The sequence below is a fragment of the Rhizobium sp. AQ_MP genome, assembly GCF_014237835.1.
Classification (GTDB): Bacteria; Pseudomonadota; Alphaproteobacteria; order Rhizobiales; family Rhizobiaceae; genus Allorhizobium.
In genome coordinates, this window is record NZ_JACJVI010000012.1 from 37,621 (window position 1) to 63,134 (window position 25,514).

Sequence of the window (25,514 nt, forward strand, 5' to 3'; positions counted from 1 at the left end):
CCATGAACGATTTCATATTCAATACTGCCGCCAGCATCGTTGTGCGGGAGGGTGCATCGCTTGAGCTCGCCGATCTTATTGGACGACGCTTCGGCAAGCATCTGCTCCTCGTCACCGATCCCGGCTTGAGGGCCGCAGGGCTGGTCGATCCTGTTGTCGCAGCTCTGATCAAGGCTGGCCACGACGTCTGCGTCTTCGATGCGGTCGAGGCTGATCCATCACGGGCCACGCTGGAGCGGGCAGTCGAGATCGGTAAGGCGCATGGCGTTACCGGTGTCGTCGGGTTGGGCGGCGGCTCGTCGTTGGATATCGCCAAGCTTACCGCGCTGCTGCTCGGCTCGGGGGAAGATCTCGATGCGGCCTGGGGCGTCAACAACGCCACCGGACCACGCCTGCCGCTGGTGCTGGTGCCCACCACCGCAGGCACCGGCTCGGAAGTCACTCCGGTCTCGATCATCACTGTCGGTGATGGCGAGAAGCGCGGTGTTTCAAGCCCGCTGATCGTGCCGGACATTGCCGTACTCGACGTCGGGCTGACCATGAGTCTGCCTCGCCATATCACCGCCTACACCGGGGTTGATGCAATCGTCCATGCTATCGAGGCCTATAGCTCAGTCAATGCGAACAACAATTCGCTATCCCGCATGATGGCCTGTCAGGCCCTTTCGTTGCTATGCGGCCACATCGAAAGCGCAGTTGCAGACGGAAGCAACCGCGCCGCTCGCCACGCGATGCTGCTTGGGGCCATGTTGGCGGGCCAGGCGTTCGGCAATTCACCGGTTGGTGCGGTTCATGCTCTCGCCTATCCCATCGGCGGCCTCTATCACGTCCCTCATGGGCTTTCAAACGCGCTGGTTTTGGTCGAGGTCATGCGCTTTAATCTGCCAATGGCGGAGGAAGCCTATGCCGAGATCGCGCCCTTTGCCTTTCCAGATCTGGTTCATCTTCCACCGCACCAACGCGCCGGCTTGCTCATCGAGAAGCTGCAGGCTCTCACAAGCACCCTCGGTCTTCCCGCTGGACTGTCCTCGGTCGGTATTCCTGCTGAGGCCATCCCGAACCTTGCAGAACAGGCTATGCTGCAGCAGCGCCTGCTCGCCAATAACCCACGCCCTGTGACGAAGGTCGATGCGGAGAGAATCTACCGGGCGAGTTACGGCTGAAGCGTTGGTCGTCGAATTTTCGGATAGTTGGTCGTCGAATCAGGTTCGTCTCGCAGCGCCCCTGAAGGACACGGGTTTCAAGTCCTGAATGGAGACGAGCCTTGCGAGCAGGCGGTTCTACGCGTGGATGGACCAGTCGCCAGATGGCTGCGCGTCAGGATTTTGTGGCTCCGGCGAGTGGCGCCTGCGAGTTATCATGGGGTGGCTAGACACCGTGATATCTCGCACTATCGTTCGACCCTGAAAATCCGGCCAAGTCCGACAGTTGTCCGACGCAACCGCCGTGGCTCCTGACCCAGCGACCTGGCGCGATCAGCGACGGCGCACTTTCTGGAAATCTGGCTTCTTGTCGTCATTCGGCCTTTGGGGAAGGTTCCCAAGGCTAGTCGCCAGGGCGGTCTATGGCCATGTCACGAACCCACTGATCAAAACCGGTTGACATATGATTTGGATCGTTCCATACAAATTGGAACGATCCAATAAAGCGGTGACGTTGAGGAGACGCTTGCGATGCGATGGGGCCTGGTGGGTGCGAGCACGATTGCTCGTCAGTATATGATTGCAGCCATTCGCGCTCAGCATGGTGAGGTTGTCGGCGTTGTAAGCGCATCGACTGACCGTGCGCGCGCATTCGCGGATGAGAATCAGATTCGGCGAGCGTATATCGACCTCACCGACCTTCTGGCCGATCCCGAGGTGGAGGCGGTCTACATCTCAACCACAAATGAAAAGCACCTGCCGCAGGCCCTGGCTGCCATCGGGGCGGGTAAGCATGTGCTTTGCGAGAAGCCGCTCGCGCTCGCGCTGCAGGACGCGATCGCCATGGTCCAAGCCGCTGCTGAGGCGGGCCTCGTCTTCGCCACCAATCACCATCTGCGTTGCTCCGGAAGTCATCGCACTGTTCGCGCGCTGATCGACTCTGGCCGGATCGGCCGTGTGCTTTCCCTGCGCCTCCATCACGCCGTGTTCCTGCCGCCGCATCTGCAGGGATGGCGGATCAATGCGCCGGATGCTGGCGGTGGCGTCATTCCCGACATCACCGTTCACGATGCTGACGTCGCCCGCTTCCTGCTGGGGGAAGACCCAGTCTCGGTGGTGGCGCAGATGACGGCTTCGGGGCTGGGAGAGGGCGTCGAGGATTCGGCCATGTCGGTCTGGACCATGCCGTCAGGTGCCATGGTGATGAGCCACGAGAGTTTCACCCATCCCTTCGCCGGCTCCGGTCTCGAAGTGCACGGCACGGAAGGGTCGATCTTCGCCCGGGACGTCATGACCCAAAATCCGATCGGTTCCATCGAACTGGTCACGGCCTCCGGTCGCGAGGCGATCGGCTTCGATCACCATGATCTCTACGCAGAGGGCGTTCGGCGCTTCCATGCCGCCGTCGCCGGCGATGGCGAGCCGGCAGCCACCGGCCCCGATGGCGTCAAGTCGCTTGCCGTGGCTCTTGCCGTGCGTGAAGCCGCCGCGCGCGGTGTTCGGATCGACGTGAATTACGGAGGTGTCCGTTGAGCAAGCTTGTTGCCCCCGCCGAGGCCGTCTCGCGCATCCCGGATGGCGCCGTCGTCACGGTGTCTTCGTCATCGGCGCTCGGCTGCCCGGACTTCGTCCTGGCCGCAATTGGCCGCCGTTTCGACGCTGAAGGTCACCCGCGTAATCTCACCATGCTGCATCCGATCGCTGCTGGTGACATGTATGGCGTGAAGGGCATCGACCATATCGCAAAGGATGGCCTGATCAGCCGTGTGTTGGCCGGCTCCTATCCGTCGGGTCCCTCAAGTCTGCCCATGCCCGAGATCTGGAAGATGGTCGTGGAAGACAGGATCGAGGCCTATAACGTCCCCTCCGGCATCATGTTCGACATGCACCGCGAAGCGGCCGCCCGGCGTCCCGGCGTTTTGACCCGCATCGGCCTCGACACCTTTGTTGATCCGGTCCGCGAGGGCTGCGCGATGAATGAGAGGGCATCAGGCCATCCGATCGTCAGCCGCGTCGAGTTTGCCGGCGAGACCTGGCTGCATTTCCCAAACATCTATCCGGATGTCTGCATTCTCAGGGCCACCACGGCCGATGAGCGCGGTAATCTCACTTATGAACACGAGGGCGCCTACCTCGGCGGTCTGGAGCAGGCGATCGCAACGCGCAACAATGGCGGCCTCGTCATCGCCCAGGTCAGCCGCATGACGGCGGCCGGGAGCCTTCGTCCCCACGATGTGCGCGTGCCCGGTCATCTCGTTGACCTTGTTGTCCTCGATCCCGAGCAGAAGCAGACCTGCGAGACGCCCTATGATCCGGCAATCTCGGGCCAGATCATGCGGCCCTGGTCAAGCTTCAAGCTGGCCGAACATGGCGTTGAGAAGGTGATTGCCCGCCGCGCAGCTCTTGAACTGAAAGCCGGCATGACGGCCAATCTCGGCTTCGGCATCAGCGCGCAGGTGCCGCGTATCCTGCTGGAGGAGGGACATCCCGAAGCCGTCACCTGGGCGATTGAGCAGGGTGCCGTGGGCGGCATGCCGCTCACCGACTTCGCCTTTGGCTGTGCCTCGAATGCCGATGCTTTCGTACCATCGCCGCAGCAGTTCATCTATTTCCAGGGCGGCGGCTTCGACGTGTCCTTCCTCTCCTTCCTGGAGGTGGACGTCGAGGGCAATGTCAACGTCTCCAAGCTCGGCAAGAAGCCTTATCTGACCGCAGGCTGCGGCGGCTTTGTCGATATCACGGCCCATGCAAAGAAGATCGTCTTCTCCGGCTGGTTCGAGGCCGGTGCGGCCGTCGAATTGACGGAAGACGGTATCCACGTCCGCAGTCCCGGCAAGTTTACCAAGATGGTCGACAAGGTGGAGCATGTCACCTTCTCCGGCAAAAGAGCCCGTGAGCAGGGACAGGATGTGCTCTACATTACCGAGCGCTGCGTCATGCGCCTGACGGAAACCGGGCTCGTCGCGACCGAGATCATGCCGGGCATCAATCCCGGACAGGATATCGTCGCGGCATCGCAGGGCAGGGTGGCGGTCGCGCCGGATGCACGCATCATCTCCACCTCGCTCCTGTCGAGTGATCCGATGGGGTGGACACCATGAGCGCCGTTCACCTGGATATCGCCGATGGGATCGCTGAGATGCGGCTCGATAATCCGGCGAAACTCAATGCCTTCACGGTCGAGATGCTGGAGCAACTCTCTTGCCATCTCGATCGGCTGGAGCGGATGGGCGATGTCCGCTGTGTCGTCATCACGGCACAGGGCGAGCGCGCTTTCTGCGCCGGGGCGGACATCAATGCATGGGGTGATCTGACCCCTGCCGAATTCGCCCGCCACTGGGTGCGCGATGGGCATCGCATCTTCGATCGTCTGGCACGCCTGTCGAAGCCGGCGATCGCCGCCATGGCAGGCCATGCCTTCGGCGGTGGTCTGGAGCTTGCCGCCGCCTGCGACATCAGGGTCATGGCGCCATCCGCCACGATCGCCCTTCCGGAAGCCCATGTCGGCATCGTGCCTGGCTGGTCCGGCACGCAGCGCCTGGCGCGGTTGCTGCCGGAACCGATCCTCAAGGAAATGGCCCTGTTTGGCCGTCGCATCTCTGCCGAGCGCGCCCATGGCTTCGGCTTTGTGGCCGAGGTTTCGGCAAGCCCGGAGGAAACCGCTCGGGAGATCGCCCGCTCCGTCCTTGGTCTGTCGCCGCGCGCGGTCGAAGTGGCGAAATTCATGGTCCATGCGGGCCGGGGCGAAGACCGCGATGCGATGATCGAGGCGTTGGGCAGCGCCGCAATTGCAGCCAGCGCCGATCGCGACGAAGGTGTCGCCGCCTTCAGGGCGAAACGCAAACCCGCATTCTCGGGAGAATGACATGAACGACATGACCATGACCGCTGCCGTCGCCCATCCGCTTCCGGAGGCTCCCTTCGAAGGTCGCCACCTGATCGACGGGCTCTGGCAGGGAAGCGCCGATGGGGCAACTTTCGACAGGATCTCACCGTCGCATGGCATTGTCGTCAGTCGCTCGTCCCGTGGTGGTGCTGCTGAGACGGCTGCTGCCATTTCAGCGGCGAGACGGGCCTTCGACAAGGGCACATGGAGCCGCGCGACCGGCAAGGAGCGCTCGACGCTGCTTCTGAAGGTCGCCGATCTTATCGAGGCCAATGTCGAGCGCATGGCGCTTCTCGAAACACTCGAAAGCGGGAAGCCGATTTCCCAGGCGCGCGGTGAAGTCGCCGGTGCTGCCGACCTCTGGCGCTATGCCGCAGCACTTGCCCGTACGCTGCATGGTGACAGCCACAATTCGCTCGGCGAGGACATGCTGGCCGTCGTGCTGAAAGAGCCGATCGGCGTCGTCTCGATCATTACGCCCTGGAATTTTCCCTTCTGGATCCTCAGCCAGAAGCTGCCCTTTGCGCTGGCGGCCGGCTGCACCTGCGTGATCAAGCCGTCGGAAATGACGCCCTCGACGACCGTAATGCTGGGAGAGCTGCTGATCGAAGCGGGACTGCCAGCAGGCGTCGTCAACATCGTCCTTGGTTTCGGTCAGCCGGTCGGCGCGCTGATGGCGGAACATCCGCATATCGACATGGTGAGCTTCACCGGTTCAACCGCCGTCGGCAAGGCGATCAGTGCCGCAGCTTCGAAGTCGCTGAAGAAGGTCGCGCTCGAACTGGGCGGCAAGAACCCGCAGGTCGTCTTCCCGGATGCCGACCTCGATTCTGCTGCGGATGCGATCACCTTCGGCGTCTATTTCAACGCCGGCGAGTGCTGCAATTCCGGCAGTCGCATCATCGTGCATGAAGACATCGCAGACGCCCTGGTTGAAAAGGTCGTGGCGCTCTCCCGAAAGGTTGCCTTCGGCGATCCGCTCAATCCCGAGACCCAGGTCGGCGCGATCATCTCTGAGGCGCATCAGCAGAAGATCGCTGCCTATGTGCGCGATGCGGTGGCATCGGGCGCGAAGCTCGCGCTCGGCGGCGAAGCCGTGCGTCATCCCGGCCTACCCGGCGATTTCTTTGCCCCGACCGTGGTGACGCATGTCAGCCCCGACATGCCGATTGCCCGCGAGGAGGTCTTCGGCCCGGTGCTTGCGGTTCTCACTTTCAAGACGCTGGAGGAAGCGGTCGCACTCGTCAATGACGCGTCCTACGGCCTGTCGGCCGGCGTCTGGAGCGAGAATGTGCATACCTGCCTTGCCTTCGCCCGCCGCGCCGAAGCCGGCACCGTCTGGACCAACACATGGATGGATGGCTTCCCGGAAGTCGCCTTTGGCGGCTTCAAGCAGAGCGGCCAAGGCCGCGAGAATGGCCGCTATGGCCTCGAAGAATTCCTGGAGATCAAATCCGTCGTGATGCGCATCGGCAAGACCAGGCCGAACTGGGTACGCGACTGACTTCCGGAACGATTGAAAGCAACGCATCAAACAGGAGGAAAACATGCGTAGCCTTTTCAAGACCATGCTGATTACTGGTACCATGCTGGCGGGCACCGCCGGCATCTCTCATGCCACCGACGTCGAGGTGCTGCACTGGTGGACCTCTGGCGGTGAAGCCGCGGCCTTGAATGTTCTGAAGGAGGATCTGAACAGCAAGGGTATCGGCTGGGTCGACATGCCGGTTGCCGGCGGTGGCGGTGAAGCCGCAATGACCGCGCTGCGCGCCCGCGTTACGGCCGGGGATTCCCCGACGGCCGTCCAGATGTTGGGTTTCGACATTCTCGACTGGGCGGAGCAGGGGGCTCTCGGCAATCTCGATGAAGTCGCCAATGCCGAAGGCTGGGACAAGGTCGTCCCGGAAGCACTGCAGAAATTCTCGAAGTATGACGGTCGCTGGATCGCCGCTCCTGTCAACGTCCACTCGACCAACTGGGTGTGGATCAATAAGGCAGCTCTCGATGCCGCCGGTGGCAAGGCACCCGAAAGCTGGGACGAACTCGTCGCCATGCTCGACAAGATGAAGGCAAACGGCATCACCCCGCTCGCCCATGGTGGCCAGCCCTGGCAGGACGCCACTGTCTTTGATGGTGTCGTTCTCTCCAAGGGCAACGACTTCTACAAGAAGGCCTTCATCGATCTCGACGAAGCGACACTCAGCGGTCCCGATATGGCGGACGCCTTCGATCGTCTGATCAAGCTGCGCAGCTACGTGGACGACAACTTCTCCGGCCGTGACTGGAACCTGGCCTCGGCCATGGTCATCGAAGGCAAGGCCGGCATGCAGATGATGGGCGACTGGGCCAAGGGTGAGTTCCTGAAGGCCGGCCAGAAGCCGGGCACCGACTTCGTCTGCATTCGCTTCCCCGGAACGCAGGGGTCTGTGACGTTCAACTCCGACCAGTTCGCGATGTTCAACGTCTCTGGCGACGACAAGATCAAGGCACAGATGGCCATGGCCTCCGCCATCGAAAGCCCGAAGTTCCAGTCGGCCTTCAACGTCGTCAAGGGATCGGTCCCGGCCCGCACCGACGTGCCGGACACGGACTTCGACGATTGCGGCAAGAAGGGCATGAAGGACCTCGCAGAAGCGAGCTCTGCCGGTTCGCTCTTCGGCTCCATGGCGCATGGTCATGCTGCCCCGGCTGCGGTGAAGAATGCCGTCTATGACGTCGTCACCAAGGCCTTCAACGGCGGCTTCAAGGATGGTGCCGAGGCAGCCAAGGCGCTCGCCGAAGCCGTCGCGGCTGCGAAGTAACCTCCCGTCGCGGGCGGCCTCCTCGCCGCTCGCGACCCCTCCGACGCCGTCTGCTTGGTGAAAGGCGGCGTCGGTCTATCCAGACCGTATCAGGAGAAACCCCATGACAAGCTCGACCGGAGCTGACTTGCGCACGCGCATACAGGATTGGCTGCCTAAGGTGGTGCTGGCGCCCTCCTTTGCCGTGACCCTCCTGTTTGTCTATGGCTTCATCCTGTTCACGATTTTCCTGTCGTTTACCGGCTCGAAGATGCTGCCGATCTACAATTTCGTCGGCTTCACCAACTACAGCCGGCTCTGGGCCCAGGAAAACTGGCATATCGCGATCAGCAACATCGCGATCTTCGCAAGCCTCTACATCGTCATCTGCACCGCAATCGGCCTGATGCTGGCGATTTTCCTCGACCAGAAGATAAGGGGCGAGGGGCTGTTGCGGCCGATCTATCTCTATCCGATGGCTCTGTCCTTCATCGTCACCGGCACGGCCTGGAAGTGGTTCCTCGATCCGGGCATCGGTCTCGAACGCATCATGCGCCTCTGGGGCTGGGAGAGCTTTTCCTTCACCTGGATCAAGGACAATGACATGGCCATCTACACCATCGTCATTGCGGCGGTCTGGCAGACAAGCGGCTTCGTCATGGCCATGTTCCTGGCCGGACTGCGCGGCATCGACAACGAGATCCTGAAGGCCGCCCAGATCGACGGCGCCTCGAGCTTCCAGCTCTACCGGCGCATCGTCATCCCGATGCTGCGACCGGCCTTTCTCTCGGCCTTCGTCATCCTCAGCCACCTCGCGATCAAGTCCTATGACCTCGTCATTGCCCTCACCGGTGGCGGCCCAGGGCGCGCCACCGAGATGCCCGCGACCTTCATGTATTCCTACACCTTCACCCGCAACCAGATGGGTGTCGGCTCGGCCTCTGCCGTGATCATGCTGATGACCATTGCGGCCATCATGGTTCCCTATCTCTATGCCGAACTGAAGGAGAAGAACTGATGTCTGCCGTCAGCCAGGACACCGCCGTCAGGACCGGTCGCGTCACCCGCACCTTCATCTATCTGGTGCTTCTCCTCTTCGCGCTCTTCTACCTGCTGCCGCTCTATGTGATGGGTGTCAATTCGCTGAAGCCGCTGCCGGAGATCACCGGCGGCAACATGATGGCGCTGCCGGAAACCTGGACGCTGGATGCCTGGCGATCCGCCTGGTCGACCGCCCAGATCGGCGTGTCGCCCACCGGCCTCAAACCCTACTTCCTGAACTCGATCCTGATGGTCGTCCCCGCCGTCGCCATCTCGACGATCGTTGGTGCGCTCAATGGATACGTGCTTACCAAATGGCGATTCCGCGGCGACACCATCGTCTTCGGTCTGATGCTGTTTTCCTGCTTCATTCCGTTTCAGATCGTGCTGATCCCGATGGCGCTGGTGCTTGGAAAGCTCGGGCTTGCCGGCACGGTTCCAGGACTGGTCTTGGTCCATGTGGTCTATGGCATTGGCTTCACCACGCTCTACTACCGCAACTACTATGCGACCTTTCCGACCGAACTGGTGAAAGCGGCACAGATCGACGGCGCCGGCTTTTTCCGCATCTTCTGGCGCATCCTTTTGCCGGTGTCGGGCCCGATTACCGTCGTCTCCGTCATCTGGCAGTTCACCAATATCTGGAACGACTTCCTGTTCGGCGTCTCCTTTGGCGGCACCAGCCAGCCGATGACGGCAGCCCTCAACAACCTCGTTCAGTCCTCTACGGGCGTGAAGGAATACAATGTCCACTTCGCGGGCGCGATCATCGCTGCCCTTCCCACCCTTCTCGTTTACGTCGTCGCCGGGCGCTATTTCGTGCGCGGACTGATGGCCGGTTCAGTCAAAGGATAAGATCATGGGCTTTCTCGACATCCGGAACGTCACCAAGTCCTACGGACAGCTTGAAGTCCTGCATCGCGTGGACATCTCGGTGGAGGAGGGGGAGTTCCTCGTGCTCGTCGGCCCCTCCGGCTGCGGCAAGTCGACCCTGCTCGGCATGATCGCCGGCCTTGAGGGCATTTCCTCCGGCGAAATCGCGATCAAGGACCGAGTCATTAACGGGGTCCATCCGTCGAAGCGCAACATTGCCATGGTCTTCCAATCCTATGCGCTCTACCCCAACATGACTGTTGGCCAGAACATCACCTTTGGCCTTGAGATGCACGGGGTGCCGAAGCCGGAACGGGACAAGGCACTGCTCGACGTCGCGAAGCTGCTGCAGATCGATCACCTGACGGACCGCAAGCCCGGTCAGCTGTCTGGCGGCCAGCGTCAGCGTGTCGCCATGGGCCGCGCTTTGGTGCGCGATCCCGACGTCTTCCTCTTCGACGAGCCGCTTTCCAACCTGGATGCCAAGCTGCGCGTCGACATGCGCACCGAGATCAAGAAACTGCATGCCAAGCTGAAGCGCACCATCGTCTATGTCACCCACGACCAGATCGAGGCGATGACGCTGTCGACCCGCATCGCGGTCATGAACAAGGGCTACATCCAGCAGCTCGGCACGCCGAAGGAGATCTACGACACCCCGGCCAATGTCTTCGTCGCCACCTTCATGGGAAGCCCGGCGATGAATGTCGTGCCCGCACGTGTCGTCGTGACCAATGGCGTAGCGCATGCCGAAGTCGTGGTGGGGGATGGATCGAAGAGCCTGCTCGCTTTCAGCCAGCCGAGCCTCGCCGCCTGGGACGGGCGTGAGATCCTGCTCGGGATCCGCCCGGAGGCGATCACCGACCCCGATGGCGCTGACCGCAAGTCGCAGAACATCGTCAGCCTGAAGAACCGGGTGATCGTCACCGAGCCGGCGGGTTCCGACACCTTTGTCACGATGAGCCTCGGGAATAAGGACGTGATCGCGCGCATGCGGGCCGATGTCGATATTGCCGGTGGCGACGATTTCGAATTCGCGGTCAACATGGAAAAGGCAGTCGCTTTCGATCCGAAGACGCAAGAGCGCATCCGGCCATGAGCGACGCGGACATCATGATCATCGGTTCGGGCATGGGGGGCGCAACGCTGGCCGCCCAGCTCGCGCCGACCGGCCGACGCATTCTGATCGTCGAGAAGGGCGAAAGGCTGCTTCCATCCCAGGCGGATCGCGATCCCGAGGCGATTTTCGGCAAGGCGCATTTCCGGCCAAAGGAAGAATGGCTGGACGGCGATGGCCAGCCATTCAACCCCGGCAACTACTATAATGTCGGCGGTAACTCGAAATTCTATGGCGCGGTGCTGCTGCGCTATCGGCGAGAGGACTTCTCGCCGCTTCGCCATATGGGCGGAACGACGCCCGGCTGGCCGATCACGTATGACAGCCTGGAGCGCTGGTATCAGCAGGCGGAACGCTTGTTCGAGGTCCGGGGAACGTTGGGAGAGGATCCGACCGAGCCGCCACATTCCGGGCCCTACGACCACACGCCAGTACCGGACGAACCTGCCATCGCCGATCTGCGTCGCCGCCTCAAGTCCGTCGGGCTTCACCCGGCCTCCCTGCCACTCGGTGTCGACATTCAGCAATGGCTCGCCCATGGGAAAACGACCTGGGACGCTTTTCCCGATACCTGCGGCGGCAAGAAGGATGCCGAGACCGTAAGCCTTGCCGCCGCGCTGCGCCATCCGAACGTGTCGCTGGCGACGGGTTGTGAAGTGACGCGTCTGTTGGCGGGAGAGAGCGGTCAGATAACCGGTGTCGTGGTGTTGAACCGAGGCGAGAGGAGGGTGATTTCCACGCCGCTCGTTGTTCTCGCAGCCGGTGCCGTCCGAAGCGCTGCCATCCTGCTGTCATCGGCGGATGAAAGCCACCCGCGAGGTCTCGCAAACCGCTCCGACCAGGTCGGTCGCAACTTCATGAACCACAATTGCTCGGCGGTCCTGGCGCTCCACCCCTTCAGGCGCAATCCCTCGATCTACCAGAAGACCCTGCTGGTGAACGACTTCTACCTGACGGGCGGACCGAACGGTGAGCCGCTCGGCAATATCCAGTTGCTCGGCAAGATCACAGGCCCGATCCTGAGCGCAAGCTCGCCGTTGCCGCGACCGCTTGCACACTGGATCGCCGACCGCTCGATCGACCTCTATGCCATGTCCGAGGACCTGCCCAATCCGGAAAGCCGCGTGACGGTCAGGAATGGTCGGATCATGCTCGACTGGAAGCGGTCCAACTGGGAGGCGCATCTCGCCCTGGTCGACAGGCTGAAATCTCTGATCCGGAAAGCTGGTTATCCGGTCGTTCTCTCGCGACCCTTCGACCGCCGCACGCCCTCCCATCAATGCGGCACCGCGCGCATGGGTTCGGACCCGATGACGAGTGTGGTGGACAGTTTCGGGCGCAGCCACGATCATCGCAATCTCTACATCGTCGATGCGTCGATCCTGCCAACCTCCGCCGCCGTCAACCCGGCCCTGACCATCGCAGCACTCGCCCTGCGGTCGGGCCAGCACATCATCGAAACGGAGTTCAGCCAGTGAGCAAGGTCGCACTCATTACCGGAGGCCAGCAGGGCATCGGCCTCGGCATCGCCCGCGAACTGGCCGGCGCCGGCTACAAGCTCGCGCTGGCGTCGAGGTCAGAGGAAGATGTGCCACAGGTCCAGGCAGCACTTGCGGAACTGGGGGAGGCCGCCATCTATGTTCGCCATGACTTGCAGGAGATCGACAGCGTCGCCTCGGTCGTTGACCAGGTCGAAGCGAGCCTCGGCCCTGTCACCACCTTCGTGTCGAATGCCGGCGTGCCCGCCAAGGTGCGCGGCGACATGCTGGAGCTCGCACCCGACAGCTTCGACTTCGTGCTCGGTGTCAACCTGCGCGGTGCCTTCTTCCTCGCCCAAGAGGTCGCACGACGCATGCTGGCGACCCCATCGGATACCTATCGCTCAATCGTCTTCGTGACCTCGGTGAGTGCCAACATGGCCTCGATCGAGCGAGCGGAATACTGCATATCCAAGGCCGGTGCCGGCATGATGGCGGAGCTCTTTGCACTCCGCCTTGCGCCGCATGGCATCGGCGTTTTCGAACTGAGACCCGGCATCATCGAGACGGAGATGACGGCGGGTGTGAAGGACAAATACACGGCGCGGATCGAGGGCGGGCTTGTCCCGGCGCAGCGCTGGGGCCAGCCGGTCGACATCGGCAGCGTGGTCGTGCCGCTGGCGGAAGGACGTTTCGCCTTCGCCAATGGTGCGATTATTCCGGTCGATGGCGGTCTGTCGCTGGCCCGCCTCTAGGAGACATTTATGAAGCAAGCTTTTGATTTTATCATTGTCGGTGGCGGTTCGGCGGGCTCTGTGCTTGCGGCTCGGCTATCGGAAAATCCGGATTTCAACGTGCTTCTGCTCGAGGCAGGCGGACGCGACTGGCATCCCTTCTACCATTTGCCGGCAGGCTTCGCGAAGATGACCAAGGGCATCGGCAGCTGGGGCTGGAGCACGGTGCCGCAGCGGCACATGAACAACATGGTGATCCGCTACACCCAGGCGAAGGTTATCGGCGGCGGCTCAAGCATCAATGCCCAGATATACACCCGTGGCAATGCGCTTGACTATGACGATTGGCGCCAGATGGGCTGCGAAGGCTGGTCCTACGAGGATGTCCTGCCTTACTTCCGCAAGGCCGAGGACAATGACAGCTTCGACAATCGCTATCACGGCAAGGGCGGTCCGCTCGGGGTCAGCAAGCCTTCGGCGCCGCTGCCGATCTGCGAGGCCTACTTCAAGGCGGCCGCCGAACTCGGCATTCCCTTCAATGGCGACATGACGGGCGAGACGCAGGATGGCGTCGGATACTACCAGCTGACCCAGCGCAATGTCCGCCGCTCCTCGGCCTCGATCGCCTATCTCAACCCCACACGCAAACGCCCCAACCTCACCATCCGCACGGATGCGCAGGTGCTGAAGCTCGTGGTCGAAAACGGGCGCGCCGTTGGCGTGGAGCTTGCCGGCGAAGGCGTGATCAGGGCCGAGCGGGAGGTGCTGCTCTCATCAGGGGCAATCGGCAGTCCGCGCCTCCTGATGCTGTCAGGCATCGGCCCTGCCGACCATCTCGCCTCGGTCGGTGTGCCCGTGGTCTTCGACCAGCCCGGCGTCGGCTCCAATCTCCAAGACCATCTCGATCTCTTCGTCATAGCCGAATGCACCGGGCCGCATACCTATGACCGCTTCGCCAAGCCGCATCTCTCGGTGCTGGCCGGCCTGCAATATCTTCTGACGAAGAGCGGCCCTGTCGCGTCGAGCCTCTTCGAAACCGGTGGGTTCTGGTATGCCGATCCGGAAGCCCGCTCGCCGGATATCCAGTTTCATCTCGGCCTCGGCTCCGGCATCGAGGCCGGTGTGGCCGCCATGGAAAACGGCGGCGTCACGCTGAATTCCGCCTATCTACGCCCTAGGTCGCGCGGCACTGTCCGGCTCGGCTCGGCCGATCCGCTCGCGGCCCCGTTGATCGATCCCAACTACTGGGAAGATCCGCACGATCGCGAAATGTCGATCCGGGGTCTGAAGATCGCAAGAGACATCATGCGCCAGGATTCGCTGAAGCCCTACGTCAAGGCCGAGCGCCTTCCGGGTCCCGATGTGCAGAGCGACCAGGACTATTTCAACTATGCCTGCCGCCACTCCAAGACTGACCACCATCCCGCCGGCACCTGCCGCATGGGGTCGGACCCTGAGGCCGTCGTCGATCCGCGTCTGCGCTTTAACGGTATCGAAGGCCTGCGTGTCATCGACGCCTCGATCATGCCGACCGTGGTCTCGTCCAATACCAATGCACCGACCATCATGATTGCCGAAAAGGCAGCCGACATGATCAAGGCCGATCACGGAGCCAAGTCATGATCCGCCACATCGTGCTCATCCGTTTCCAGCCGGCAGTGTCGCCTGCCGTCATCGACGACCTCTTCGCCGAACTGCATCAGATCGAAGGCAAGGTGCCGGGCCTGCTGTCGATCACCTCGGGCCGCAGCGAAAGCCCGGAGCGCATCGAACGCGGCTATCTGCACGGCTTCGTCGCCGATTTCGCCGACTGGGCAGCCCTCGAAGCCTATCAGGTCCATCCGGATCACAAGCGCTTCGGGGTCCGTCTCGTCGCCCATGCCGAGGGCGGTCTCGACGGCATCCTCGTCTTCGACCTCCCCGTCCAAACTCAGGGATCTCCAACATGATTGCCTTGCCCACCGCCGCTGGCCGCGTCGAAGACTATCGCCTGACAGGGATACCGCTGACACCGCGCGCTCCGACGCGTCCGCTGACCCGCACAGCCTTTGCCGCCGCCCATGTCGTTTCCGATCCGCTGCGCGAACGCAATCCCTGGGACACGCGACCGGCGGTCGACTGGGAGGGAACTCTTGCCTTCCGCACCTCGCTTTGGGATCAGGGCCTAGGTCTTGCCGAAGCCATGGACACCGCCCAGCGCGGCATGGGGGTCGATTGGCCGACGGCGCTGGAACTGATCCAGCGCACGATGGTGGCCGCCAAGGTGCATCCGATGAAGCCGCGCGTCGCTTGCGGTGCCGGCACCGACCATATGGCGCTCGCCGACCTGACCACCGCCGACAAAATCGCAGCCGCCTATCAGACGCAGGCGGAAGCCATCGAGTCCGCCGGTGGCCAGTTGATCCTGATGGCCTCTCGCGCCTTCCCCGCCATGGGAGCGGGGCCCGATGTCTACCGCTCCGTTTATCGCAAGCTGATCGACGGCGCGCGCGAGCCAGTCATCCTGCACTGGCTGGGTGACATGTTCGATCCGGCGCTGAAGGGCTATTGGGGCAGCGAGGACGTTGCTAAAGCAAGTGACTTCGTGCTCGACCTGATCGGCGAGAACCCCGGCAAGGTCGACGGCATCAAGATCTCGCTGCTCGATCAGGCGCATGAAGAGGCGTTTCGCGCCCGCCTGCCGGAGGGTGTGCGTCTCTACACGGGCGACGACTTCAACTATGCCGACCTGATCGCGGGCGACGGCAAGCATTATTCCCATGCGCTGCTTGGCATCTTCGCCGCAATAGCCCCCGCTGCCTCTCAGGCGCTCGATGCACTCGCTGCCGGTGATCTCGACACCTATCACCGCCTGCTGAAGCCCACGGTGCCGCTCAGCCGCGAAATCTTCCGCGCCCCAACAAGGTTCTACAAGGCCGGTATTGCCTTTCTCGCATGGCTGAACGGCCAACAGCGGCATTTCATCATGCCGGCGGGCTTCCAGTCGAGCCGTGATATCGTCCACTATGCGGAGGTCTTCCGGCTTGCCGATCAGGCAAATCTGCTTGCCGATCCGGAGCTTGCCGTGAGAAGGATGCGGATCTTGGCTGAGCTGAACGGGGTTTATTGACGGGCATGGAACGGCGGCCGACGATCATCGATGTGGCACGCGTGGCAGGGATTTCCAAATCCACCGTCAGCCTCGTCCTGCAGAACAGTCCGCTGGTCAAGGAGGAGACCCGCCGCCTGGTCCGCGAGGCCATGGACAAGGTCGGCTATGTCTATAACCGCGCTGCCGCGAACCTGCGATCTTCGAATGTTGGCCTAATCGGCCTCGTCATCAACGATCTCCGCAACCCGTTCTTCACGGAATTCGCAACCTCGCTGCAGATGGCCCTGTCTGCGCGCGGCTATGCGACGGTTGTCGCAAACACCGATGAGGACCCGGCCGTCCAGGCTCAGGTTGTCGGCGCGATGATCGAACACGGCGTCTCTGCGCTGGTCCTGTCCCCCGCCTATGGCGACGAAGGCGGCACATTCGATGCCATCGCGCGCGGCGGAATTCCGACCATGCAGGTGCTCCGCAAGGTCGATCCTCGTGTCCAACAATTCCCCTTCGCCGCCCCCGACTATCGGCAGGGCAGTCTGCTTGCTGCCCGGCATATCCTTTCCTTTTCTCCTCGCCGCATCGCCTTTGTCGGTGGCCTTGCAGACCGCGCCGTTACGCGCGAGCGCATGACAGGATATTTCGACGCGCTGGCCGAGTGCGGCATGGAACCATTTGTCCTGCTGGGCCGCGCAAGCCGCAGCTTCGGTCGCGAGGCAGCCGAGGAATTGACACGCACTCATCCGGAAATTGATGCTGCCATCTGTTTCAACGATCTCGTGGCACTCGGCATGCTCTCAGGCTTTGCCAAGCTGGAGCGCAATGTCGGGCAGGATTTTCGCATGGTCGGCTTCGACGATATCGAGGAATGCAGCCAGGTCTTCCCGGCGCTTTCCACCGTCCATTGTGGCATCGCCGAATTTGGTCGGAGCATCGCCGCAACCATTCTGGCCTGGCTGGAGGAGGGCAAACGCCCTGAGCCGGAGACGCTCACGTCTGTGGAGCTGGTGATCCGCGACACCAGCGGCGTGAGGGATGTCCCATGATCGATCAGCCGGAGCTCTTCCTTCGACGCCTGTTTGACCGGGCCGTTGAAGTTGCCGATCCCATGCGCTCGCTCAAGGATTTCCTGCCGGAGAAGCCCAAAGGCCGCCTGATTGTCATCGGCGCCGGCAAGGCGAGCGCCCGCATGGCCGAGGCCGTCGAGGCGGCCTGGGGTCCCTGCGAAGGCCTCGTCATCACCCGCTATGGCTATGCCCGGCCTTGCCAGGGGATCGAGATCGTCGAGGCGGCGCACCCGGTTCCGGATGAGGCCGGTCTTGAGGCGACGGCCCGCATGCTGTCACTGGTCGAAACGGCAGGCGAGGGTGATTTCATCCTCGCGCTGATCTCTGGCGGTGCTTCAGCATTGTTGGTCCAGCCGGTAGCGGGCGTCTCGCTCGTTGAAAAGCAAGCGGTCAATCAGGCGCTTCTCGCCTCCGGTGCGCCGATCGACCGGATGAATACGGTCCGAAAGCATCTGAGCCGGGCCAAGGGCGGACAACTGGCCGCCGCGGCCTGGCCTGCACAACTGTTGGCGCTGATCATTTCGGATGTGCCCGGAGACGATCCGGCATTTATCGGATCAGGGCCGACTGTGGGCGACCCCTCGACGCCAGAGGAAGCCCTCGCCGTGATAGAGCAGTGGAGGGTCGATGTGCCCCCATCCGTCCGTGAGGCCCTCTCCCGTGGTTCCGGCGTGGTAAAGCCCTTTGATCCCCGCTTGGCAGGCACCCGAAACGTCATTTATGCCGCGCCGCGCCAGTCACTGGAGGCGGCGGCAGCGCTCGCAAGAGAGGCCGGCTGTGAGGTGCGTCTGCTAGGCGATGCACTCGAAGGCGAGGCGCGTGAGGTTGCGGCAGCGCAGGCGAAAGAGGCCCTCATCGTAAAGTCAGGAATGAAACCAGCCGATGCGCCAATCCTTCTTCTGTCCGGCGGAGAGCTGACCGTCACCCGAAGAGGTGACGGTATCGGCGGTCCAAATGCCGAGTTCTGCCTCGCACTTGCACTGAAGCTCGATGGGGCCGAAGGCATTTACGGCCTGGCCTGCGATACGGACGGCGTCGATGGCGCTGCCGAAGTCGCCGGTGCCATGATCGGACCAGAGACTTTGAAGAGAGCACTCGGAGCCAATGTCGATCCACAGGCCGCCCTCGATAACAACGATGCTCATTCCTTCTTCGGGTCGATAAACACGCAAGTCGTCACGGGACCGACACTCACAAACGTGAACGACTTTCGCGCCATCCTGATACTTCCGTAGCTCCGTGAAATTGAGCTTACGCCGCATGCGGCGAGTTCTAGCGCTTTCGCGCGAGATTTAGGGCAATCATGTCATGCCACAAGTTATGGCGTTTACCGGCCTCGGCGAGGCTCGGTTCATTGGCGGTTTCGATGCCGATGGAGAGCTGCGTCGCAAAGGCCACGCGAGCCGAAGCGTAGCCGATTCGGCGGCTTGCTTGACGGAAGCAGGCCGATATGAGCGAGCCTGGCACGGGATCTATTCGCCCGGCTGCTTGTGCCTTCGCGCACTCGGCTCTGGAGCGCTGTCCACATCTTTGAGGGCATCGAGCGGGCCGGTCAGAGCTGTTCGCGGCTGGACGAGCAGGGGACGGACGAGGTGCGTCAGGGCGGGAGGGCGGGGTGTTTCCAGGATCTTGAAGCCTTCCGATATCATCGCCTCGCTGTCCTGACGGATCATGTAGACCGGGAACGGGAGGAAGGAGCCGAAGGGGTCATAGTCGTAACAGCCGACGATGATGTCGGCGAAGGTCTCGTGCGGATGCTGGCCAAGGAAGCGGATCAGACCTTCAAGGTTGATCGAAGAGTTGACGAAGAAGCAGCGCGGCAGCTTGCCGTGGCTTTCGTAGAAGGTCTCGAATGCCCGTGCCGTCATACCTGGTGAATAGCCCGTCGGCTGGATGCAGGTTTCGTTGTCGCTCTTGAGCAGGGTGTTCTTGATGTCGCGAAAGCCCCGGATACGCTCGCGGCTCGCATGATCGTCACGGCCGCCGAAGAGATAGACCTCATCGGGATCGAGCCTGTCCTCTTCCATGGCGCGCTCGATGATTGCACGCGTCAGCATGCGTGCGCCTTCGAAATTGTCTGAGATCACCGATGGCGCCTTTGTGCCGGGCAGATCGATGTTGATGTGCCTCAGGCCAGCCTTGACGCAGACCTCATGCACCCCGTCCGGGTCTGTTGCGCCGGCGATAAAGAGCTCGTCGATGGAGTAGGAAATGAGGGTCTCAACGATCTGGCGTTCTTCGTGAGGGTCGCGGCAGGCACTGACGACGATCGGGCATTGGCCTCTGCTTCTGACCTCGGCCTCGAATGTCTGCGCCATCGAGGAAAAATACCGGTTGTCATGCACTGGAAGAAGCAGTCCCACCAGCCCGGAACGAGAGGAGCGCAAGCCTCGGGCCTGGAGATTTGCCGTATAGTCGTGTTCGTCGGCCAGGCCCTGGATCAGAAGGGCAGTTGCCTCCTTGATCCGGCGCTTGCGCCAGCTGCCGTTCAACACGGCACTCACCGTTGAAGGCGAACATCCCGACAAGACAGACAGGTCGTAGATCGTCGCCTTCTTTTTTCCGAACTCAGTCATTCCAGATTCTCCTGACCGATATCGTTTAGAAAAAATCCCCTCTTGACGAAAGTCTAGCATTGCAAGATAGTCATTGCACCATCGATTGTGCAAAAAAGAAACATCGATTGTGCAGGATGGTCCGCCGGAGGAGGCGGATGGAAGGTCGCGGTTTTCCGGGGCTTCAGAGGAAACACGGGAGGACCGGGCAGGTGCTCGGTCGAGATCGTTCGCGTCAACGGTCTGTTGAGGAGGAGAAAACATGAAAAAGCTTATTGTGGCGGCGCTTGCCGCATCGCTTTCGCTTGGTGTCGCAACCATTGCCAGTGCCGCTGACAAGGTCGGTGTCGTTGTGAAGATCGGCGGCATTCCGTGGTTCAATGCCATGGAAGCCGGCATCAAGGCGCAGGGTGAAAAGCTCGGGCTCGATGCCTTCATGGTTGGCCCGACCAGTGCCGACCCTGCGCTTCAGGTCCGCGCGATCGAGGACATGATCGCACAGGGCGTCAAGGTTATCGGCGTCGTTCCGAACGATGCCAAGGTCCTTGAGCCCGTGCTTGAAAAGGCGCAAGCCGCTGGCATCAAGGTCGTCACCCATGAATCCCCGTCTCAGAAGGGGGCGGACTGGAACTTCGAACTCGCATCCTCCACCGGCTTCGGTGAGGCTCACGCTAAGCTGCTGGCCGAGAAAATGGGCGGCAAGGGCGAATATGCCGTCTATGTCGGTTCCCTGACCGTCCCTCTGCACAATGCCTGGGCGGATGCGGCCATTGAATATCTGAAGCAGAACTATCCCGACATGAAGCTGGTCGGCGACCGCTATGGCGTTGCCGAAGATGTTGACAAGAGCCGTTCGACTGCACTGGACCTCATTGCCGCCCATCCTGAGCTCAAGGGCTTCCTCGCCTTCGGCAGCCAGGGTCCGATCGGGGCTGGTCGTGCCGTCGAGGAGCGGCGCAAGACGGGCGAGATCTTCGTCATCGGTCCTTTCTCGCCGGGCCAGGGCCAGAAGCTGATCAAGGCCGACGCGATCACGGGTGGCTTCATGTGGAATCCGAAACAGGCCGGTGAGGTCTTTGTGACCATGGCGGATCGCCTCATCAAGGGCGAGAGCGTCAAGGAAGGCGACGACATTCCGGGACTTGGTGTGATCAAGCCCGTCGGCAACGACATCATCGTCGACCAGCTGCTCGCCATCAACAAGGATACGGTCGACGAACTCGCGGCCATGGGGCTCTGATCCAGCGAAAGGCCTCCCCGGTTTCGGGAGCGTATCCCCTCACGCTCCCGAACCTTCGCTGATCACCGGTGTCCGGTTCTCCTGAACCGGACACCGCACATCCCAGTAAAGCAAGATTAGACAGGCCAGCCATGACAATCGCAACGGAGCAGGGCGCTGCGGCCCGGCCGCTTCTTTCGCTGCGCGCCATCAACATGACATTTGGCGGTGTGAAGGCCCTGAGAGATGTCGATTTCCAGGTCATGCCAGGCGAAGTCCATTGTCTCGCCGGCGAGAACGGATGCGGCAAGAGCACGCTCATCAAGGTGATCACGGGCGTCTATCGGCCTGCGCCTGGAGCAGAGATCGAATTCGACGGCGAGACGATTGCCCAGATGAGCCCGGCCAAGGCTCAGGCACTCGGCATCCAGGTGATCTGGCAAGACCTTGCCCTTTTCCCGGAAATGACGGTCGCCGAAAACATTGCCTTCCAGACCCTTACGGGCGCGAAGCCCAGGCTCGTCCGCTACGAACGGATCCGGGAGATCGCCGAGAAAGCGCTCGCCAGGCTTGGCGTCACCCTGGATGTCGATCGTCCCTTAAAGGACTACGCCATTGCCCAGCGTCAGATCGTGGCGATCGCTCGTGCGCTGGTCGGCGAAGCGCGTATCGTTTTCATGGACGAGCCGACGGCTTCGCTCACTCAATCGGAAACCGATTATCTTCTTGATATCGTCCGCACCCTGTCTTCCTCCGGCGTGGCTGTCGTCTTTGTCAGCCATCGGCTCGCAGAAGTTCTGGAAATCTCCTCGCGCATCACCGTTCTGCGTGATGGAAAGCTTGTCGGCGTCTATCCGGTCGAGGGCATGACTCAATCGAAGGTGACCGAGTTGATGACCGGCCGGACCTTCGATCAGGCCATCAGGGCACGCGCCTTCGAGGATGCTCCCGTGGTTCTGTCGGTCGAAGGTTTGAGCCGTGACGGTGAGTTCTCTGATATCAACCTGGAACTGCGGCGCGGTGAAACGCTCGGGATCACAGGCCTTCTTGGTTCCGGCCGTACCGAGCTTGCGCTCACGTTGTTTGGCATGCGTAAACCCGACAGAGGGGTCATTCGTCTTGATGGGCGGGAAGTTGCCTTTTCATCCAACAGGCAGGCCATTGCGGCCGGTATCGCCTATCTGTCAGAGGACCGACTGGCCCTCGGGCTGAACCAGCCCCAGTCGATCGCAGACAATCTTGTCATGGCCTCACTTGATCGCATCCTGCGAGGCGGGCTCATCGCACCGGACAAGAAAAGCAGTCTGGTGTCGCGCTGGATCGCTGACCTCGGTGTCAAGATCGGGATGGCGGAAGATCCAATCTCAACCCTATCGGGTGGCAATCAACAGCGTGTTGCCATTGCCAAATGGCTTGCAACCGATCCGAGGGTGCTGATCCTGGATGCTCCGACGGTCGGCGTTGATGTCGGTGCGCGAGCCGGCATATTCGAGATCGTTGCGCGCCTTGCCGATCAGGGCCTTGCGATCATCCTGATTTCCGACGAGGTGCCCGAGGTCTATTTCAACGCCGACCGGGTGTTGAAAATGGAAAAGGGCCACATCCGTGCAAGCTTCGACCCGCGCCTGACCACGCTTTCTGAGATGGAGGCGGCTGTTTATGCGTAAGCTTCTCGTGTCCCACCCGACCGAACTGGTGCTGATCCTTGTGATTGCGGCCATCAGTCTGGCGCTGTCGCTCCTCACCGACCGCTTCTTCACGCTTGGCAATGCGTTTGACCTGCTCAATATCAGTGCGGTCAACATCATCTTCGCCGTCGGTCTTCTTGTTGTGCTGATTGCCGGCGGCATCGACATCTCCTTTGCCGTCGCGGCCTCCGTCGTCCAATATGCCACGGCCCTTGCTCTGGCCCAGCTTGGTGGCGGAGACTGGATATCTGGCCTTCTGATCGCCTCCTTCTTCGGCATCGCGCTCGGCCTGATCAACGCCTTCCTGATCCATCGCTTCAACATCATTTCGATTGTCGCGACGATCTCGACCTTCAACATCTATTTCGGACTGTTGATGTTCTTCACCAAGGGCGTATCGATCTACAACCTGCCCGACTGGTTGACGACCCGCGTCATCGTCTATGAGCGGGAAATGGCCGATGGCAGCTGGGCTGAGATCACGCTGCCGGTTGTCGTCATGGCGGTCTGTGTATTCGCCACCTGGTTTTTCGTCACCCGCACGACCACCGGCCGCCAGCTCTATGCATTCGGGGACAATCCCGAAGGCGCGAGGCGTTTCGGGATCAACATCGGCGCCATGCAGTATATCGCCTTTGGCTGGCTCGGGCTGATGGCCGGGATTGCCGGCCTGATGCAAGCCCATTACGCCCAGGAGGTGGTGCCGAACGCCCTCTACGGACGCGAACTCGACGTGCTTGCCGCCGTGGTCCTCGGGGGTGCCCGCCTCGGTGGTGGCAAGGGTTCGGTGCTCGGCTGTGTGCTCGGTGTGCTGCTGGTATCGATCACTCAGAACGGCCTCAATCTTCTCGGTGTCTCACCCTTCGCATTCAAGATGATTGTCGGCGCGATCATCCTCGTCGCCATCACGCTGTCCAGCATGCGCTTTGACGGCCTCTTTGCGACCGCTCGAAAGGACAAGACTTCGCCTGACGCAGACCCAGATAAGGGAGCGCACCGATGAACCGCCTCGTTTCTCGTTTCAATGCGATCTTCGGCGCAGACATGGCAGGTCCGCTCGCCGCGCTATTGATCGTCGTTGTGATCTTCGGCCTTGCCTCGCCGCAGTTCTTCACGAGCGCCACCTTTGGATCCGTGGCCTTTCAGCTGCCTGAACTGGGTATCCTGACGCTCGCCATGCTCCTGCCGATCCTGACAGGAGGGCTCAATCTCGCCATCACCTTTACCGCCAACATCGCCGGTCTGACCCTGGCCTGGGTGTTGACGATCAATGGCGGCGCCGATGCGAGCCTTATGGTCTTTGCCCTCGGCTCGCTCCTTGCAATCGCCGTCGGTGCGACGAGCGGATTGGTCATGGGGCTGGTCATTGCCTTCACCCGCGCTCATCCCATCCTCGTCTCCCTGTCGATGATGATCTTTTTGCGCGGGCTTGGCGAATTTCTGACCAGGGGCGGGGACATTTCCGGCTTTCCGGAGTTCGTTGCCCCGATCGGTCATGGCGATCTCTTCGGTATCCCTGTCCCGCTGCTCATCCTGATCGTCGCGGTCTTTGCCGTTCATGTGCTCCTGTCGCGCAGCCGTCTCGGCTTTGCCACCTACATGATCGGTTCGAACATGGAATCGGCCCGCTATTCCGGCATCAACACGCGCAAGGTTCTGGTCCTCGTCTATGTGCTCTCGGGGGCGATCGCCGCGATCGCCGGGATCATCATGCTGGCCCGCTTCAACTCGGTCAGGGTCGGCCACGGCGAATCCTATCTGCTGATCACCGTCCTCGCCTGCTTCCTCGGCGGGATCAATCCATTCGGCGGCTTCGGCCGCGTCGTTCCCGTCTTTGTGGCCCTGGTCGTCCTGCAGCTCTTGTCGTCCGGCCTGAACCTCATGGGCGCCAACCAGCATCTCGCAACCGCAGTCTGGGGTCTCCTGCTCGTCACCGTGATGGTGTTGCGCTGGGCTTCGGTCAAATTCATCAAAAAGATCAGATAAGGAGTAAACCCATGCAAGGCTTTGGCGTTCACACAAGCATGTGGACCATGAACTGGGACAGGGCCGGCGCGGAAAAGGCGATCACTGGCGCCGCCCACTACAAGATGGATTTCATCGAGATCGCGTTGTTGAATGCACCCGCCGTCGACGCCAAGCACACGCGCGACCTGCTTGAAAAACATGAGATGCGTGCGGTTTGCTCACTCGGCTTGCCCGAACATGCCTGGGCCTCTGTACGACCCGAGGCTGCGATCGAACACCTGAAGGTCGCCATTGAAAAAACTGCGGAAATGCGGGGTGAAGCGCTATCCGGCGTCATCTATGGTGGCATCGGCGAGCGAACCGGCGTGCCACCGACACAGGCCGAATATGACAACATCACCCGCGTGCTCGAAGCCGCCGCCAAACACGCCAAGCAACACGGTATTCAGCTTGGCGTCGAAGCGGTTAACCGCTACGAAAACCATCTCGTCAATTCCGCCCAGCAGGCGGTCGATGTCGTGGAGCGGGTCGGTGCCGACAACATCTTCGTCCATCTCGACACCTATCACATGAACATCGAAGAAAAGGGTGCGGCCAACGGCATTCTGATTGCCCGAGACCACCTGAAATACATCCATCTCTCCGAAAGTGATCGCGGCACCCCCGGCTACGGCAATATTCCCTGGGACGAAATCTACGCGACACTGGCCGCAATCGGCTTCAAGGGGGGGCTTGCCATGGAAAGCTTCATCAACATGCCTCCTGAAGTCGCGTATGGTCTTGCTGTCTGGCGACCGGTTGCCCGCGACATGGAGGAGGTCATGGGCAAGGGCCTGCCATTCCTGCGCAACAAGGCCGAACAATACGGTCTGATCTGAAAC

Annotated in this window: 22 protein-coding genes; 21 read left to right on the plus strand and 1 reads right to left on the minus strand. The window is 61.6% G+C overall.

Annotation, left to right across the window (positions count from 1 at the left end; translation table 11 throughout):
• The first annotated feature begins 2 nt into the window (after positions 1-2).
• The 16 genes from H6M51_RS17070 to H6M51_RS17145 all read left to right on the plus strand — a co-directional run bounded on the left by H6M51_RS17070 (position 3) and on the right by H6M51_RS17145 (position 18,438).
• A complete protein-coding gene (locus H6M51_RS17070) occupies positions 3-1,163 on the plus strand; it encodes an iron-containing alcohol dehydrogenase (RefSeq protein ID WP_185811028.1) in 1,161 nt (386 codons plus the stop codon).
• Positions 1,164-1,673: 510 nt separating this feature from the next.
• Entirely contained in the window at positions 1,674-2,675 is a 1,002-nt protein-coding gene (locus H6M51_RS17075) for a Gfo/Idh/MocA family protein (RefSeq protein WP_185811029.1), read from the plus strand.
• Positions 2,672-4,243 carry an acyl CoA:acetate/3-ketoacid CoA transferase gene (locus H6M51_RS17080; RefSeq protein ID WP_185811030.1) on the plus strand — a complete coding sequence of 524 codons (1,572 nt, stop codon included), beginning with the start codon at positions 2,672-2,674 and terminating at the stop codon, positions 4,241-4,243. The genes H6M51_RS17075 and H6M51_RS17080 overlap by 4 nt, the downstream gene beginning before the upstream one ends.
• A complete protein-coding gene (locus H6M51_RS17085; protein ID WP_185811031.1) occupies positions 4,240-5,007 on the plus strand; it encodes an enoyl-CoA hydratase/isomerase family protein in 768 nt (255 codons plus the stop codon). Before H6M51_RS17080 ends, H6M51_RS17085 begins: the two co-directional genes overlap by 4 nt.
• A gap of 10 nt (positions 5,008-5,017) precedes the next feature.
• Positions 5,018-6,532, plus strand: a complete 1,515-nt coding sequence (locus tag H6M51_RS17090) for an aldehyde dehydrogenase family protein (RefSeq protein WP_246780555.1) — start codon at positions 5,018-5,020, stop codon at positions 6,530-6,532.
• 43 nt (positions 6,533-6,575) lie between these two features.
• Positions 6,576-7,829, plus strand: coding sequence for an ABC transporter substrate-binding protein (locus H6M51_RS17095; protein WP_185811033.1), 1,254 nt, complete (start codon positions 6,576-6,578; stop codon positions 7,827-7,829).
• Between the two features lie 103 nt (positions 7,830-7,932).
• Positions 7,933-8,826: a carbohydrate ABC transporter permease gene (locus H6M51_RS17100; protein ID WP_185811034.1), complete on the plus strand. Its 894-nt coding sequence runs from the start codon at positions 7,933-7,935 to the stop codon at positions 8,824-8,826.
• Positions 8,826-9,704 (plus strand): carbohydrate ABC transporter permease, encoded by an 879-nt coding sequence (locus H6M51_RS17105; RefSeq protein WP_185811035.1) that lies wholly within the window; start codon positions 8,826-8,828, stop codon positions 9,702-9,704. Before H6M51_RS17100 ends, H6M51_RS17105 begins: the two co-directional genes overlap by 1 nt.
• A 4-nt stretch (positions 9,705-9,708) precedes the next feature.
• On the plus strand, positions 9,709-10,821 hold the full coding sequence (locus H6M51_RS17110) for an ABC transporter ATP-binding protein (RefSeq protein WP_185811036.1): 1,113 nt from the start codon (positions 9,709-9,711) through the stop codon (positions 10,819-10,821).
• Entirely contained in the window at positions 10,818-12,317 is a 1,500-nt protein-coding gene (locus H6M51_RS17115) for an FAD-dependent oxidoreductase (RefSeq protein WP_185811037.1), read from the plus strand. The genes H6M51_RS17110 and H6M51_RS17115 overlap by 4 nt, the downstream gene beginning before the upstream one ends.
• Positions 12,314-13,072, plus strand: coding sequence for a 3-ketoacyl-ACP reductase (locus H6M51_RS17120; RefSeq protein WP_185811038.1), 759 nt, complete (start codon positions 12,314-12,316; stop codon positions 13,070-13,072). Before H6M51_RS17115 ends, H6M51_RS17120 begins: the two co-directional genes overlap by 4 nt.
• A gap of 9 nt (positions 13,073-13,081) precedes the next feature.
• Complete coding sequence (locus H6M51_RS17125) at positions 13,082-14,674, plus strand: GMC family oxidoreductase (protein WP_185811039.1); 1,593 nt, start codon at positions 13,082-13,084, stop codon at positions 14,672-14,674.
• Positions 14,671-15,000: a Dabb family protein gene (locus tag H6M51_RS17130; protein ID WP_185811040.1), complete on the plus strand. Its 330-nt coding sequence runs from the start codon at positions 14,671-14,673 to the stop codon at positions 14,998-15,000. Before H6M51_RS17125 ends, H6M51_RS17130 begins: the two co-directional genes overlap by 4 nt.
• Positions 14,997-16,160, plus strand: a complete 1,164-nt coding sequence (locus H6M51_RS17135; protein WP_185811041.1) for a dihydrodipicolinate synthase family protein — start codon at positions 14,997-14,999, stop codon at positions 16,158-16,160. The genes H6M51_RS17130 and H6M51_RS17135 overlap by 4 nt, the downstream gene beginning before the upstream one ends.
• A 5-nt stretch (positions 16,161-16,165) precedes the next feature.
• Positions 16,166-17,182: a LacI family DNA-binding transcriptional regulator gene (locus H6M51_RS17140; RefSeq protein WP_185811042.1), complete on the plus strand. Its 1,017-nt coding sequence runs from the start codon at positions 16,166-16,168 to the stop codon at positions 17,180-17,182.
• Complete coding sequence (locus tag H6M51_RS17145; protein ID WP_185811043.1) at positions 17,179-18,438, plus strand: glycerate kinase; 1,260 nt, start codon at positions 17,179-17,181, stop codon at positions 18,436-18,438. The genes H6M51_RS17140 and H6M51_RS17145 overlap by 4 nt, the downstream gene beginning before the upstream one ends.
• Before the next feature lie 237 nt (positions 18,439-18,675).
• Here the strand turns inward: H6M51_RS17145 and H6M51_RS17150 are convergent, their stop codons facing one another.
• Positions 18,676-19,779: a LacI family DNA-binding transcriptional regulator gene (locus tag H6M51_RS17150; RefSeq protein WP_185811044.1), complete on the minus strand. Its 1,104-nt coding sequence runs from the start codon at positions 19,777-19,779 to the stop codon at positions 18,676-18,678.
• Between the two features lie 241 nt (positions 19,780-20,020).
• On the opposite strand from H6M51_RS17150, the gene H6M51_RS17155 reads away from it, so the two are divergent.
• From H6M51_RS17155 to H6M51_RS17175, 5 genes are all read left to right on the plus strand, one after another.
• A complete protein-coding gene (locus tag H6M51_RS17155; protein WP_185811045.1) occupies positions 20,021-20,998 on the plus strand; it encodes a substrate-binding domain-containing protein in 978 nt (325 codons plus the stop codon).
• Between the two features lie 131 nt (positions 20,999-21,129).
• Positions 21,130-22,644 carry a sugar ABC transporter ATP-binding protein gene (locus H6M51_RS17160; RefSeq protein WP_185811046.1) on the plus strand — a complete coding sequence of 505 codons (1,515 nt, stop codon included), beginning with the start codon at positions 21,130-21,132 and terminating at the stop codon, positions 22,642-22,644.
• On the plus strand, positions 22,637-23,668 hold the full coding sequence (locus H6M51_RS17165; protein ID WP_185811047.1) for an ABC transporter permease: 1,032 nt from the start codon (positions 22,637-22,639) through the stop codon (positions 23,666-23,668). Before H6M51_RS17160 ends, H6M51_RS17165 begins: the two co-directional genes overlap by 8 nt.
• Positions 23,665-24,651 (plus strand): ABC transporter permease, encoded by a 987-nt coding sequence (locus H6M51_RS17170; RefSeq protein WP_185811048.1) that lies wholly within the window; start codon positions 23,665-23,667, stop codon positions 24,649-24,651. Before H6M51_RS17165 ends, H6M51_RS17170 begins: the two co-directional genes overlap by 4 nt.
• An 11-nt stretch (positions 24,652-24,662) precedes the next feature.
• A complete protein-coding gene (locus H6M51_RS17175) occupies positions 24,663-25,511 on the plus strand; it encodes a sugar phosphate isomerase/epimerase (protein WP_185811049.1) in 849 nt (282 codons plus the stop codon).
• The last annotated feature ends 3 nt before the right edge of the window (positions 25,512-25,514 follow it).

Excerpts from the sequence above, each read along its gene's own strand:
- H6M51_RS17070 (WP_185811028.1), top strand. The coding sequence starts at position 3 with ATGAACGATTTCATATTCAATACTGCCGCCAGCATCGTTGTGCGGGAG.
- H6M51_RS17075 (WP_185811029.1), top strand. The coding sequence starts at position 1,674 with ATGCGATGGGGCCTGGTGGGTGCGAGCACGATTGCTCGTCAGTATATG.
- H6M51_RS17085 (WP_185811031.1), top strand. The coding sequence starts at position 4,240 with ATGAGCGCCGTTCACCTGGATATCGCCGATGGGATCGCTGAGATGCGG.
- H6M51_RS17090 (WP_246780555.1), top strand. The coding sequence starts at position 5,018 with ATGACCATGACCGCTGCCGTCGCCCATCCGCTTCCGGAGGCTCCCTTC.
- H6M51_RS17095 (WP_185811033.1), top strand. The coding sequence starts at position 6,576 with ATGCGTAGCCTTTTCAAGACCATGCTGATTACTGGTACCATGCTGGCG.
- H6M51_RS17100 (WP_185811034.1), top strand. The coding sequence starts at position 7,933 with ATGACAAGCTCGACCGGAGCTGACTTGCGCACGCGCATACAGGATTGG.
- H6M51_RS17105 (WP_185811035.1), top strand. The coding sequence starts at position 8,826 with ATGTCTGCCGTCAGCCAGGACACCGCCGTCAGGACCGGTCGCGTCACC.
- H6M51_RS17110 (WP_185811036.1), top strand. The coding sequence starts at position 9,709 with ATGGGCTTTCTCGACATCCGGAACGTCACCAAGTCCTACGGACAGCTT.
- H6M51_RS17115 (WP_185811037.1), top strand. The coding sequence starts at position 10,818 with ATGAGCGACGCGGACATCATGATCATCGGTTCGGGCATGGGGGGCGCA.
- H6M51_RS17125 (WP_185811039.1), top strand. The coding sequence starts at position 13,082 with ATGAAGCAAGCTTTTGATTTTATCATTGTCGGTGGCGGTTCGGCGGGC.
- H6M51_RS17130 (WP_185811040.1), top strand. The coding sequence starts at position 14,671 with ATGATCCGCCACATCGTGCTCATCCGTTTCCAGCCGGCAGTGTCGCCT.
- H6M51_RS17135 (WP_185811041.1), top strand. The coding sequence starts at position 14,997 with ATGATTGCCTTGCCCACCGCCGCTGGCCGCGTCGAAGACTATCGCCTG.
- H6M51_RS17140 (WP_185811042.1), top strand. The coding sequence starts at position 16,166 with ATGGAACGGCGGCCGACGATCATCGATGTGGCACGCGTGGCAGGGATT.
- H6M51_RS17145 (WP_185811043.1), top strand. The coding sequence starts at position 17,179 with ATGATCGATCAGCCGGAGCTCTTCCTTCGACGCCTGTTTGACCGGGCC.
- H6M51_RS17150 (WP_185811044.1), bottom strand. The coding sequence starts at position 19,779 with ATGACTGAGTTCGGAAAAAAGAAGGCGACGATCTACGACCTGTCTGTC.
- H6M51_RS17155 (WP_185811045.1), top strand. The coding sequence starts at position 20,021 with ATGAAAAAGCTTATTGTGGCGGCGCTTGCCGCATCGCTTTCGCTTGGT.
- H6M51_RS17160 (WP_185811046.1), top strand. The coding sequence starts at position 21,130 with ATGACAATCGCAACGGAGCAGGGCGCTGCGGCCCGGCCGCTTCTTTCG.
- H6M51_RS17165 (WP_185811047.1), top strand. The coding sequence starts at position 22,637 with ATGCGTAAGCTTCTCGTGTCCCACCCGACCGAACTGGTGCTGATCCTT.
- H6M51_RS17170 (WP_185811048.1), top strand. The coding sequence starts at position 23,665 with ATGAACCGCCTCGTTTCTCGTTTCAATGCGATCTTCGGCGCAGACATG.
- H6M51_RS17175 (WP_185811049.1), top strand. The coding sequence starts at position 24,663 with ATGCAAGGCTTTGGCGTTCACACAAGCATGTGGACCATGAACTGGGAC.